The sequence below is a fragment of the Paenibacillus sp. GbtcB18 genome (assembly GCF_019091125.1).
Taxonomy (GTDB): domain Bacteria; phylum Bacillota; class Bacilli; order Paenibacillales; family NBRC-103111; genus Paenibacillus_F; species Paenibacillus_F chitinolyticus.
In genome coordinates this window covers 731,654-746,306 of record NZ_JAGXJX010000001.1, presented here as the reverse complement: position 1 = coordinate 746,306, position 14,653 = coordinate 731,654, and the positions used below count along the sequence as shown (strand labels likewise).

At 55.0% G+C, this 14,653-nt stretch carries 2 protein-coding genes; both read right to left on the bottom strand.

The annotated features are described in order from the left end of the window. Positions 1–19: 19 nt before the first annotated feature. Positions 20–6,589, bottom strand: a complete 6,570-nt coding sequence (locus tag KVT34_RS03485) for a non-ribosomal peptide synthetase (protein WP_217556694.1) — start codon at positions 6,587–6,589, stop codon at positions 20–22. Positions 6,590–6,682: 93 nt separating this feature from the next. After that, complete coding sequence (locus tag KVT34_RS03480; RefSeq protein WP_217556693.1) at positions 6,683–14,641, bottom strand: non-ribosomal peptide synthetase; 7,959 nt, start codon at positions 14,639–14,641, stop codon at positions 6,683–6,685. Between the last annotated feature and the right edge of the window lie 12 nt (positions 14,642–14,653).

The window sequence follows — 14,653 nt, the reverse complement described above, 5'->3', positions numbered from 1 at the left end:
TCTGTACCATCTGTACCCTCTATACCTGCTCAAGCGCTTCGATTTCCCGTAAAATTTCCTCCAGCCTGCGAATCTCATCCAATTCCTGCCGGAGATGCTCTGCAATTTCCGCGATAGTCGGCTGCCGGAAAAGTTGGCGCAGCTCCAGCTCAACTCCCCATTGTTCACGGACTTGGGCCACGAACAAAGACGCTTTGAGCGAATGTCCGCCGAGCTCGAAGAAATTATCGTGAACTCCCACTCTTGCAGCACTCAGAATACCAGCCCACATGGCGGCTAATTGCTCTTCGATCTCATCTCCGGGAGCTACGTAAACGGCTGCGGAAGTTTGCACGGCATCCAGGCCGAGCAGCGCTTTGCGATCCGTTTTTCCGTTCGGCGTCAAAGGGAACTTCTCAAGCTGGGCGAATGCGGCCGGAATCATGTAATCCGGCAGACTTTGTCCAAGGAAGAAGCGGATTTCCGATGCCGGAATCTCTGTTTTCACAACGAGATATCCCGTTAACGTGTGTCCGCCGGAAGCATCCTCTCTTGCGAGGACAACAGCTTCTTCCACGGCTTCATGGCGTACGAGAGCGGTCTCGATCTCGCCCAGTTCGATACGATACCCTCTGACCTTGACCTGGTGGTCCAACCGTCCGAGAAACTCGAGGCTGCCGTCCGGGAGCCACCGGGCAAGGTCGCCTGTCTTGTACATGCGTCCCCCGCCTTTGCCGAACGTGCAGGGAACGAATTTCTCCTCCGTCAGATCAGGCCTGTTCCAGTAACCGCGTGCCAGCCCTTCGCCCGCAATGCAGAGCTCGCCCGGCACTCCGGCAGGCTGCAGCTTGCCTCCGGCGTCGACAATATAAATCTGCGTGTTAGCGATGGGCCTGCCGATATCGATGGAATCGGCTCTTGTCAGGTTCTGTACTGCAGACCAAACCGTCGTTTCCGTCGGTCCGTACATGTTGAAGATGTTCAAACCCGGGAACTCCTGCAATGAACGCAGAAGCGCAACCGGCATAGCCTCGCCGCCTACGAGAATATTGCGGACGTTCTGTAGGCTTGAGGCTCCTTCAGGGCTGCCGAGCAGCATTTGAAGGCGCGAAGGCGTAATCTGCAGCGTATCCATGCCGTGAGCGGAAATCAGGCCGCTGAGCGCTCCCGGTTCCGTCTGATGCAGTGTTTCCGCAAGGACGACGCTCATCCCGCAGGTAAGCGGAAGCAGCGTCTCCAGCACAAAGATATCGAAAGACACGGTCGTTAAAGCCAAAATTTTACGACCGGGAACGAATTCGATTTTTTCCCGCATCCCGGTAAAAAAGTTCGATACGGAACGGTGCTGGAGCATGACCCCTTTCGGATTCCCCGTCGAGCCTGACGTGTAGATGACGTAAGCGAGATGATGAGGTTCGCTGGCAGGCTCCAAATTGCCGGTCTCGCCGCTGTAAACTCCTTCATCATCAAGAGAAATGACGGCACCCGCAGTCTGTAAACCTTCCGTCAGTGCTCCCTCGGTCAGCAGCACTCGGGCTTCGCTGTCTTCCAGCATGTAGGCAACGCGTGCCGCCGGGAAATCGGGGTCAATCGGCACATAGGCGCCGCCCGCTTTCAGAACGGCCAGGAGGCCGATCATCATCGAAGGAGAGCGCTCCGTCAGCAGCCCCACGAGCCGGTCCGGTCCGACTCCGTGACTTTGCAGCGTGCGGGCCAGCGAATTCGCTTTTTCGTTCAGCTGCCGATAAGTGAAGACCTGATCGCCGAACACTAAAGCAGGTGCGTCAGGAGTCAAAGCTGCCTGTTCTTCAAACTGCTGGTGAATCGTTTTGTCATAGGCGAACGCTGCGGCCGTATCGTTAAATGACTCCACAAGCATGCGTCGTTCCTGTTCTTCCAGCATATCGATTGCCGACAGTTTAATGTCCGGATTTCGAACGGCAGCCTCCAGTATGCGAACATAATGACTGGCAAGCCGCTGAATTGTTTCTTTTCTGAACAAGCCGGTTGCATATTCGAAGTGGAAATCGATGCCGCCGGTTGCATTTTCTTCCGCTTGGAGTGTGAGATCCAGCTTCGATACGGCAAGCCCGAACTCATAAGATTGGAACAGCTCACCCTGCTGACCGATCTCTTCGATACCGAGATTTTGAAAAATAAACAACATATCAAACAAAGGATTACGGCTTAAATCACGCTTGAGAGACAGCTTGTCCAGAATCGTCTCCAAAGGTATCTCTTGATTTTGGAATCCTTCAAGCGCGGTTCGCTTGACCTCTTCAAGCAACTGACCGAACGTTTTATCCCCGGCGGGAAAGCTTCTCATCGGCAGCGTATTAACGAACATCCCGATCAGCGGCTGCAAATCCGCATGCGTCCTGCCGGCAACGGGCGACCCGACAATAATGTCTTCTTGTCCCGTATAGCGATGCAGCAGCGTGTTGAATGAAGCGAGCAGGACCATATACAAAGTCGCGCCGGCACGGGATGCCGCTTGCTTCAAAGCTGTTACCTCACTTGATCCGAGCGTGAAGACATACCGGTCTCCCTCGAAGCTCTGGAGCGGTGGCCGCATATAATCGGTCGGGAAGTTCAGAACCGGCAGCTCGCCGCTCAGTTTCTCCGTCCAATAAGCTTCCTGGGCGTCCAATACGCCACTGGAGCTGCGTTTTTGCTGCCAGACAGCATAATCCTTGTACTGGATTTTAAGTGGAGCCAGCTCTTCTCCGGCATAAAGCCGGTTAAATTCATTGGCAATTACCGCCATGGAAACACCATCGGCTATAATATGGTGCAAATCGATTAGAAGCGCCGTTCCCCCGCAGGTCAGATCCGCCGCTCCAACTCGGATAAGCGGAGCCTCCCCAAGGGTAAAGGGCCGGATGAACCCTTCGATAACCCGGTCAAGCGCCTCTTTCTCGGCAGGTGTAAGGATATCTTGTACAGCAGTCGGCTCTTCCGGATACCCGCTCGCTCTGTTAACATCCGTATTTTCCGGCACGATCCCTTCATCGGATTTCAAAACCGCCGATAATCCTGAAAAGGCCGGAATCTCCTCAATCCCGCTCTTCTCCTTTATTTCCGCCCTTTCGCCAAGTTCCGTTAAGGAAGGTGCCTCCGCTCCCGACAAAGTGACTTCTTCTACTTCAAAAACCACCTCAGGGTGACTTCTCTGAACGATCTCGGATTCAATCTGCTCAAAGGAAGTACGGAGCGGCTCATGGCGGGCAATTAACTTCTCAAAAACGGTTTGAAGACGTCTGCGATCCAATGGAACCCTGCTGATCAGCACATGCGGAATATGATAAGCCGTGCTCTCTTGTTCGAGCTGATCCAGCACCATTAATCTTTTTTGAGCCGAAGTGACAGGATAAACGTCTCGCGGTTCGGCAGGCTCGATAGCTTGGTGAGCCGAGTAGGCCTCCTTACGGATCGCCTCGGCCATCGTACGGATCGTAGGCGATTCGAACACCTGACGTAGCGGTAGATCAACCTGCAGCCGTTGATGTATTTTCGAAACCAGCAGCGCCGCTTTCAAGGAGTGTCCGCCCCGGTCAAAAAACGAATCGCCGGCACCGAGGTGTTCCAGTCCCAGCACTTCCTTCCAGATGGCGGCAAGCGCTTCTTCCGTTTCGCCCTCGGGCCGAATATACCCGCTTTCATCCCAGGCCGTGTCCGGTGCAGGGAGCGCTCTGCGGTTCACTTTGCCATTGGATGTAAGCGGCATTTCCGGCAGGAATACGAAATAAGAAGGAATCATATACCCCGGAAGCTTTACGGCAAGGGACTCCCTTAGAAGTACCGTTTCCGGGGCCGGGTCCGGACCGCAGACGAGATAGGCGCACAGCACCTTCTGTCCCTGCCCGTCGGTCCGATCCATCACGAGTGCTTCCTTTACCATCGGATGCCGGAGCAAAGCCGCTTCGATTTCGCCCAGCTCGATCCGGTAGCCACGGATTTTGACCTGGTGATCGAGCCGTCCGAGGTACTCGATATTGCCGTCCGGGAGCCAGCGGGCCAGATCACCCGTTTTGTAAATGCGGCCGGAAGGATCAAAACTCGTTGCTGCGAATTTTTCAGCTGTCAGCTCGGGCCGGTTCAAATACCCTCTGGCCAACCCCGTACCTGCGATACAGAGCTCGCCCGCAACTCCGACAGGCTGGAGACGGCCCGAGTTATCCGTAATGTAGAGTCGGATGTTATCGATCGGTTTTCCGATCGGCACGCGATCCAGCGGATCTTTTCCAAAGGAGCAATCAAAATAGGAAACATCTATGGTCGCTTCCGTCGGTCCGTACAAGTTGATCAGCCTTGTGCCGTTAGTCCGGTAAAACAGCGAATTAAACCGGTTCGCCTGTTGAGGATTGAGTGCTTCTCCGCTGGCGAATACATAGCGCAAACTAGCCAGAGCACCCGGTTCCAGCCGGCTCTCCGCATGCTCGAGAAAAACGGATAACATGGACGGCACAAAATGCATCGTCGTCACATTGTATTTGTCGATAGCCCTTGCGATCTGCGCAGGATCTTTTTCCGCTCCCGGTTCCAGAAAAACGACTTTAGCCCCGTACGCCCCCCACCAGAACAGCTCCCAAACGGATACGTCGAAGCTGTAAGGCGTTTTCTGCAAAATGACGTCTTTTTCGTCCAACGGGTAACGTTTCTGCATCCAGTGAAGGCGGTTGATCAGGGCGCGATGCTCGATCATGACCCCTTTCGGATTTCCGGTCGTGCCGGACGTATAAATGACATAAGCCAAATGCTCCGGTCCCGATCCGCGAGAAAGATTGCTTCCGTCACCCGTCAAAATATTTTCAGCATCGAGCTCGACAGTTTCTGCACCGGCCGGAGCACGTTCCAACAGTTCCTTCTGCGCAAGCACAAGAGCAGCCCCGCTGTCGGCGAGCATGTAATCGATTCTTTCCTGCGGATGCCCCGGATCAATCGGCAGATAGGCGCCACCTGCCTTTAAAATGGCCAGCAGCCCGACCATCAGCTCAATGGACCGCTCGCAAAGAATACCGACCACTGCGTCCGGCTCCACGCCTTTTAAGCGCAGCTGCCGGGCAAGACGGTTGGCGCGCACGTTCAGTTCACGGTACGTAAGACGCTTCTCACCGAATATGACGGCGATTTTTTCCGGAGTCATGGCTGCCTGGAGTTCAAACCAGCCGTGCATGGTTTTCTCGGCGGGATAGGAAGCACCGGTATCGTTAAAGCCACGCAGCTGGCTGCGTTCTTCATCCGTGAGCAGATTTATGCTGTCCAGCGGAATGTCAGGCGTTTCTGTAATTTGCTCCAGCACCTCATGCAGATGCCCGGCGATCGCGCGGATTCCCGCAAGTTCGACATTCTCCGCATTAAAGCTGAATTTGATTTCAAGCTCTCGTCCCGGTATTACCGTCAGCGTAAGCTCATAGTTCGTCTGCTCGAAGCCGTCCACTTCCGTGATGCGGAGGCTGTTTTTGGCCGGTTCTCCTTCTGCCCGTGGCCCTCCTCCTGTTTCATCTCCGGTTCCGATCAGTTCTTCGGATATCGGATAATTTTCGAACACAACGAGATGACGAATCAGATTATGCTTTAACTGGGACTGCGCCTGAATGTCCGCAAGCGAAAGATAAGAATGCGCGTTGGATTCCATCCATTCGCTCTGCACACGGCTCAATAAGGCGGCAAAGCTTTCGCTCTTCTCCCCGCTGACGCGTAACGGAATTGTATTGATGAACAGCCCGACCATGTTCTCGATGCCCTTAATTTCTTCGGGCCGGCCCGAAACGACGGTACCGAACACGACATCCGTGCTGTTGTTATACCCTTGGAGAAGCACACCCCAGGCTGTCTGGAAGACAGTGCTTACCGTAACCTGCCGACGCTTTGCGATCTGCTCCATCTTTTGTGTAAGTGCGGCGTTCAGCTTCAAAGAATGATGTTCAAGCCGGAAAGGGGTGCTGCCCTCCGCCCGATTGAACCCGGGAACTGTCGTTTCGTTTTCCAAGCCATCCAGGTACTTGCTCCAATAAGCTGCGGCCTCTTCCCTGTTCTGATTTTCCAGCCACTGGATAAAACTGCTGAACGGATACACCGGCTCCAGGCTGGCCCGAATTCCGTCCCGAAGCGAAGTGTACAGGCTGAAAAAGTCGTTGGCGACGATGCCGAGGCACCAGCCGTCCATTACGATATGCGGAAAACTCCATACGAGTTTGCATGTGGTCTCGCTCCATTTAAACAAAGCCAGACGAAGGGGAACGTCTTTTTCCAAATCGAAACCGTTCGCCCTGTCGCTTCCGGTAAACTGTTCAAGCGCAGCCGTTTTGCGATCCTCGCTCAAGCCGCTAACGTCTTCCGTGTGGACGGAAGGCGCCTCCCTCTCCTGAAGCACCACCTGAAGCGGGCGCTCCGTTTCTTTATATACAAACACCGTGCGGAAAATATCGTATCTCTCTATAAGCAGCTGAAGGCTCTGCTGCACCAGCTCACGGTCCAGCACTTCACCGACGGTAATGATATTTTGCTGAAAATAAACTTCGGAATCCCGATCCAGCATGGAATGATACAGCATGCCTTCCTGCATGGGGGACAGCGGATAGATGTCCTTAATCTTCACTTGAGACACAATTTCACTCTCCTTTAAACTTCCGGCCGTCCCGCAGGACGCCCGGAAGCGTATGTCCGCCTTAAGCGGTGAAACGGGGAGGACCAAAGGTTTTTAAAGCTTTAGTTTGCCGGCCAACTGGGCCGCCATATTCTCGAACTGCCCGATGGACAAGTTCTGGTAAGTAAAGTCGGTCGGACTCTGCTCGGCGGTCTCTTTTTCACAACAGTGGCGGATCAGCTCCAGCAGGTATTTCTTAAATCCGCCTGCCAGCTTCTCGACCGTGTCGTCCCGGTACTGATGACGGTTGTAATTGAAGGTTAAGCGGAAAACTCCATCCGTGACCTGTCCGTTGATATCGAAAGCGAACGGTCTCTCGCTGCCGCCGCCGATTTCATCGCCTGTCCGGTAAGAGGAAGGCGTGAATTTTGCCCCCCCGTCACCCTCGCCGTCGAATTGACCCAGGTAATTAAAACTGATTTGCGGTTCTTCGAAAGCGTAAGGAAGTTCCTCGAGATTGATGCCTTCTGATAGATAGCGCAGGATGCCGTAGCCGATTCCTTTGTTCGGTACACGTCGCAGCCCGTCCTTCACCAGCTTGATCTGATGCCCCAAGTCTCCTTGACCGCTCATATCCAGTACAAACGGATACATGACGGTAAACCAGCCGACCGTACGGGATACATCCACATCTTTCATAATTTCTTCCCGGCCGTGCCCTTCAACGCTGACGGCAATCCGGGAAAGGCCGCTCCATTCTTGGAAAGTCAGTCCTAACGCCGTAAGGAGCAGATCGTTAATTTCGGTGTTGTAGGCTTGCTGGGCGTGTTTCAGCAGCTTTTCCGTGCTTTCGCGGTCGAGCTCGATTTCAAAGTCTTTGCCGTCTTCGGCTTTATCCGAAGCCGCCTTATTATCGTACGGCAGCGAATTCGGAATTTGCGATGAGACAGCGGACCAATAGCTCAGCTCCGATTGAGCGCGGCTGCTGATCGCATATTCCGCCAGCCGGGCAGCCCACTCGCGATAGGAATCGGTTTTGGCCGGAAGTGAAACGGCATGGCCGTCCAGCGCTTGTTCGTAGGCGGTTTCCAGATCTTCCAGCAGAATTCTCCAGGAAACTCCATCGACAACCAGATGATGAATAACGATCAGAAGATGGTCGCTTTCGGCTGTGCGGAAAAGAGCAAGCTTCACAAGCGGGCCGCGATTCAGCGAGAATCCGCTTTGCAGCTTATCCGCAAGTGACTCGATCTCTGGGCCTGGTTCTAGCGCAAGAGTAAGATCATAGGCGAGCAGCTCGTATGTCTCTCCCTCTTTCCAGTCCCGCGTTTCAGCCGTAACGCCGCCTTCTTCCGTAGAACGGAATACGGTGCGCAGCGCATCGTGGTGCAGGGTCAGCTTATCCCAAGCCTGGCGAAGCGCATCTTCATTCAGCCTGGATTTACTTTCCAGCATAACGGCCTGATTATAATGATGCGGGTCCGTACGGTGACGCTCGAAAAATCTCCGCTGAATAGGAGCAAGCTCCGTCTGCCCTTGGACGGTCCCTTGAGGAATTGTCCTTTGCACAACCTGGATATAAGGAATCACCAGCTCGATCTGCGGATGGCGGAATAAGTCCCGGAGCTCCATTTTGAGCCCTCTGCCGTTCAAACGCGCGGCAATTTGCAGAGCTTTGATCGAATCGCCGCCCAGTTCGAAGAAATTATCGCGCACTCCCACCTTCTTGATTCCCAGCACATCCTGCCAGATTTCGGCCAATGTGTGCTCCATCTCCGTTTCCGGCTGGACGTAATCGGCCGTCAGTCTAACCGAGCCGTCCGGTTCCGGAAGAGCCCTGCGGTTGATTTTGCCGTTACTTGTGAGCGGCATCGCATCCAGAAAAACGAACTGCGCGGGTATCATATAATCCGGCAGTCTTTCGGCGAGTCCGCTGCGAAGCTCGGAAACCGTCAGCTCCGCATCTTCCGCGCAAACCAGATAGGCGCACAAATATTTCTGCCCGTTCGCATCCGTTCGATCCAGGACAATCGTTTCTTTAACTTCGTCCCGGTTCAAAAGCCTCGCTTCGATCTCACCCAATTCAATTCGGTAACCGCGGATTTTGACCTGATGATCGATCCGCCCGATATATTCCACGCTTCCGTCCGGCAGCCAACGGGCCAGATCCCCTGTTTTGTACATCTTCGCCTCGGGACGGTGTGGGATCTGTACGAACTTCTCCGCCGTCAGCTCGGGACGGTTAAGGTAACCTCTGGCCAAGCCCGTTCCGGCAATGCAAAGTTCCCCCGGTACGCCTACCGGCTGGATTTGATGCTTGGCGTCCACGATGAACAGCTCCGTATTGTCAATCGGTTTGCCGATTGGCACCTGCTCCAGCTGCTGACCTTGCGGACAGTCAAAATACGTCACATCGATGGTCGCTTCGGTAGGACCGTACAGATTGGCCAGTACGGCTCCGCCTGAAGTACCGATCAACCGGTCAAACCGGTTTGCATGCTGGGCCTGAAGCGCCTCCCCGCTGGCGAAAACATAACGGAGCGAGCCCAACTCTCCCGCCTGCCGATTCTGCTCGATATGGTCAAGAAATACAGACAGCATGGAGGGAACGAAATGCAGGGTGGTCACGCGGCTTCGCTTGATTTCATCCACAATAAGCTGCGGCTCTTTCTCTCCGCCGGGAGCCAGGAATACGACTCGTGCGCCCTGTGTCCCCCACCAGAACAGCTCCCATACGGATACGTCGAAGCTGTAAGGCGTTTTTTGCAAAATAACATCGTCGGGACCGATCGGGTATTTTTTCTGCATCCAGTGAATTCGGTTCACCAGCGCCCGGTGTTCGATCATAACGCCTTTCGGATTGCCGGTCGTACCCGAGGTATAAATGACATAAGCCAGATTTCCGGGCCCCGCCGCTCCTTCGGAAGACAGCGGGCTGAAATCTTCATGATAAGACTTCTCTTCATCCAGCAGGACGCACTCGTATCCGGCAGGCAGTTGCTCGGCCCACTTCGATGCGGTAAGCACGATACGCGCTCCGCTGTCCTCCAGCATGAAGCCGACCCGGTCACGGGGATGAGCCGGATCGACCGGCAAATACGCGCTGCCCGCTTTAAGGATGGCAAGGAGACCGATCATCATTTCGGCCGATCTCTCGGTCAAAATGGCGACAACTCCGTCTTTCCGCGCGCCTTTGGCCCTCAGAGTACGGGCGAGGCGGTTCGCACGCTCGTCCAATTCCCCGTAAGTGAGCCGGTTCGAGCCGAAAACGACGGCAATCCGGTCCGGATCCTCGGCGGCCTGTTCCTCGATCCACCCGTGGATCGTTTTATTTTCCGGGAACAGGGCCTTCGTATCGTTAAATTCAACGATAATCCGGTGTTTTTCCGTTTCGGTCAGCAGCTCGATATCGGAGAGATTTACATCCGGATTGCGGACGACGGCTTCAAGAATATTAAGGAAATGACGACTCAGCTTCTCGATCGTTTCCCGTTTAAACAGCTTGACCGCATATTCGAACGACAAGCCAAGCCTATCGGGGAACTCTTCGACACTCAGCGTCAGATCGAATTTCGCGATCCCCATTTCGAACTCAACCGGCCGGAACGTAATCCCGTCGAACTGGAACTGGTTCATGCCGGTGTTCTGCAGTACAAACATCACATCGAACAGCGGATTGCGGCTCACGTCACGGCGCAGCTGCAAACGCTCGACGACTTCCTCGAACGGAATGTCCTGATTTTCGTAGGCATGCAGCGCTCTGTCTTTTACTTCCTTCAAAAAATGCGAAAACGGCTTATCAGCGGAAGGAAAGTTCCGCATCGGCAGCGTGTTGACGAACATTCCCAGCATCGTCTCCAGATCAGGGTGCGGACGACCCGCCACCGGAGATCCTACGACAATATCTTCCTGTCCGGTGTATCTATGAAGCAGGGTGTTGAAAGCAGCGAGAAGAACCATATACAAGGTCGTCCCCGTCTGGGCGCACAAGCGCTGCAGGTCGGCTGTCAGTTCGCTACCGATTTCATAGGTCAGGCTGTCACCTTCAAAGCTTTTGATCGCTGGTCTGATATAATCGGCGGGCATGTCCAAGACAGGTACATCTTCTCCGCCGCCAAATAGCTCTTTCCAGTACGCGGCTTGCTTCTCGGCCGCCCCTTTGGCGATCTGCCCTTTCTGCCACGCGGCAAAATCTTTGTACTGGATACGGAGCGGAGGCAGCGTCTCGCCGGCATAAAGTCGGCTGAACTCCTCTACGAACACCTCGATCGAGATACCGTCGGTAATAATGTGGTGCATATCGGCCAGAAGCAGATGCCTGCCTTCTTCCAGCTTGATCAGCTCCGCACGTATAAGAGGCGCCAGTTCCAAATTAAACGGGCGGATGAATGGCATGATAAGCGATTCAAGCTCCGAATCCGGCCGCTTCGCTTCGACTTGTGCACCGCTTGAGCCCAATTCCGCTTCTGCCGGCAACCCGCTTACCGATGCCGCGGCGGCTTCATCGCGGGCTTCCCGGTGCCCGTCCGATGCCAGCTCGCGGTAGGAAACCCGGAAATCCAGCGTTTTGTGGATACGCTGCACGGGTGCTCCGTCGATTACGGCAAAAGACGTTCGCAGGGACTCGTGGCGGCCAATCATCGTCCGGAATGCCTCTTCCAGCCGCTCTCTGTCAAGCGGACCTGTCATTTCCAGCGCGGCGCACATGTTATAAGCGCTCTCCGCGTCTCCCAGACGGTCGATAATGAGCAGCCTTTTCTGAGCCGGCGATACCGGATGGTAGTCCTTCTCGCCGACTGGTTCAATGTCCGCAAAGGCGCTTTCCGCCGAACCTGCGATTAGCGGGGCCAGCCCGCGCACGGTCGGATGGGCGAAAACTTCCCGCAGCGGCACCTCGACGCTGAACTGCTTGGCGATACGGCCGATGAGCAGAACCGCCTTGAGCGAGTGCCCGCCAAGCTCGAAGAATGAATCGTCGATGCCGACGGTTTTGACGCCGAGCACTTCCTGCCACAGCTCCGCGAGCTGCGCTTCCGTTAAAGTGCGCGGAGCGGCGTAAGCCGACACCGGTGCCGGATCCCCGGTAGGCGCCGGCAATGCCTTGCGGTCAATTTTGCCGTTAGGCGTAAGCGGCAGGCTATCCAGCCTCACGATATGAGCCGGAACCATGTAACCCGGCAGCTCGGCGGCGAGCCGCTTCCGCAGCCAGGCCTCGTCGGCAGGGCCCGCTACATAAGCGCACAAATACTTGTGCCCGCTTGAATCCGTGCGGTCGGTGACAACGGCCTGCGCAACTCCTTCGAGCTTCAGCAGCGCCGATTCTATCTCGCCGGGCTCGATGCGGTACCCGCGGATTTTGACTTGGTAGTCGATCCGGCCGATAAAATCGACGTTTCCGTCCGGCATCCAGCGGGCCAAATCTCCCGTCCGGTACAACCGGCCGCCTTCCGCAAACGGGCTGGGGACAAACTTCTCCGCCGTCAGTTCAGGACGGTTGAGATAGCCGCGTGCCACGGAGTCTCCGCCGATGCACAGCTCGCCCGCCACACCTGCCGGGACTGGCCGCAGCGCGGAATCCACGATGTAGAAGCGGTGATTGCCCAGCGGCCTGCCGATAGGAACATTGCCGGATTCCGGCAGCTTGTCCGCAGCTTCCTCGTAAAAGCTGGAATCGATGGCCGCTTCCGTCACACCGTAGCTGTTCATGATCCGCATGCTTCCCGCAAAACGCGACAGCAGCGTCCGGTAATCGTGCACGCTGCAGCTGTCGGAGCTTGTGATCAGCAGCTTCAGAGCGCTGACGTCCGTCCCGTGATCGTACACGTGCTCCATAAGCGGCAAAATGAGAGCCGGCGTAGATTCGAACACCGTGATCCGGTGTTTTTCCAGATAGCTCGCCAGCGCGGAAGGATCGATCCGAACCTCCTGGGGACAGATAACCATCGTTCCCCCGTTCACGAACGTCCGTGCGAGATCGCCCGCAAATACGTCAAACGAAAAACTCGCGATCTGCAAGAGTTTCACATCAAATTCCCTCAACCGATACCCATACCGGTAACCGAACGAAGTATTCACGTAATGCCTGTGCTCGATCATCACACCCTTGGCATTGCCCGTCGTTCCCGACGTGTAGATCACATAGGCAAGGTCATCGGGTTTATTGGCCGGCTCAAGGTTGCTTACCGCTTCTTCCCGGTTCAAGCCGGAAATCCAGGCCTTTTCCTCACCTGAATTCGAGGACGCTTGTTCTCCCGCTTTCAAAGGTTTTACAAAACCTTGATTTTCTGCGGCTTCCAGAAGGCCCTGCATATCGAGAATACTACCCGGATAATCCGCTCCTTGGAGCAGACCGGTCAGCTTTGCCTGGGTAAGCAGTACCCCCGCACCGCTGTCTCGGAGCATGTATGCAATGCGCTCTGCCGGATAAGTCGGATCGATCGGAATATAGGCACCGCCCGCTTTCTGAATGGCGAGAACTGCCGTCACCATATCGGCCGAACGCTCAAGCAGAACGGCGGCCGGACTGTCCGGCCTTACGCCCTGTTTTCTGAGAATACGCGCCAGCACATTCGCCCGCTCATTCAGCTCCCGGTAGGTCAGCGAGGTCTCTTCGTACACGACCGCCGTTTTGTCCGGAGTCTCTGCCGCTTGCGCCTCGAAAAGTTCATGAAACGTCCCTTCCGGGAAGGAATCCGAAGTACCGCTCCATACTTCCGTAAGTTCTTGCCGCTCCGGCTCGGACAAAAGAGTGAATTCGGAGACGATTTTTTCCGGCTGGCTGGAGGCCTGGCCCAGAACCGTCTCCAAGTGACCCTGAATTCTCGCGATTTCCGCTTCATCGTATGTGTGTCCGTTATAGGAAAGGGTAATGGTTAAAACTTCCCCGTCTTCTACCTCGATATTAAAATCATAAGGAGTCTGCTCGGATAATCCCGCCTCCGTAATAGCGAATCCGAGCCGGTTTTCCAAGTCCTCCTGACCGATCAGCTCCTGCAGCGGATAATTTTCAAATACGACGATATGCCCGATAAGATCCTGTTTCAAGGCCGATTGAGCCTGGATTTCCGCCAGTGAATAATAGTCGTACGCGCGTGATTGAACCGTCTGCCGCTGAATTTCCTTCAACAAACCGGTAAACGTATTGTCCGACTGCAGCGAGATCCGCACGGGAACCGTATTAATGAACAAGCCCACCATCCGCTCGATGCCTTCAATCTCCGGCGGTCTGCCTGATACGACGGTCCCGAAAACGACATCTTCGCTTCGGTTATAGCGTCCGAGAATGAGCGCCCAAGCGGCCAGGAACAAGCTGCTGATTGTCGCTCCGCTGCGTTCCGCAATACCACGGAGCCGGCGGGCCATATCTGCCCCGACCGTAAACTTCCGTTCCGACGGCAGGTAGCCTTTACCGCCGGATATCGCGGGATTGCCAGGCAATCCCGACGGTTCTTCCACGCCTTCCAGCAGAGCCTGCCAGTAATTCGACGCAGCCGTCTGATCCTGCTTTTGCAGCCATTGCACGTACAGGCTGTAGGGACGGACCTCTGGAAGGGACGCTTGCCGTCCGTTCTTTTCGGCTTCGTAGTAACTAAGCAGCTCTTCCAGCACAATGCCGATGCACCAGCCGTCCATAATAATGTGATGAAACGTGAAGAGCAGCGTATATTCCTGCCGGCTTGTCCGCAGAACGGTTAACCGCACCAGCAGTTCCTTGCTTATGTCAAAAGAACGATTTTTATCGGCTTGGATCAGCGATTCAAGTTCGGCATTCCGTTCGCTATCCGGCAACAAGGCCAGATCCTTAAAAAAGACAGATGCCTCACGGTCTTTGAATACGATTTGCCGGGGTTTCGCGACATTTTTGTGATACATATTCGAACGGAGCGTTTCATGCCGCTGTACAAGAAGGCGAAAACTTCTTTCCAGCGCCTGCACATCCAGTTCTCCGCGTATGGACAAGCTCACCTGCTCCAGATAAGCGTGCGAATCGGGATTCATCAGCGCATGAAACAGCATACCTTCTTGTAAAGGCGTCAAATGGGACATTTTCTCAATTTCCAGTCCTTTACTCATCCGTAACTCCCC

Excerpts from the sequence above, each read along its gene's own strand:
- KVT34_RS03480 (WP_217556693.1), bottom strand. The coding sequence starts at position 14,641 with ATGAGTAAAGGACTGGAAATTGAGAAAATGTCCCATTTGACGCCTTTA.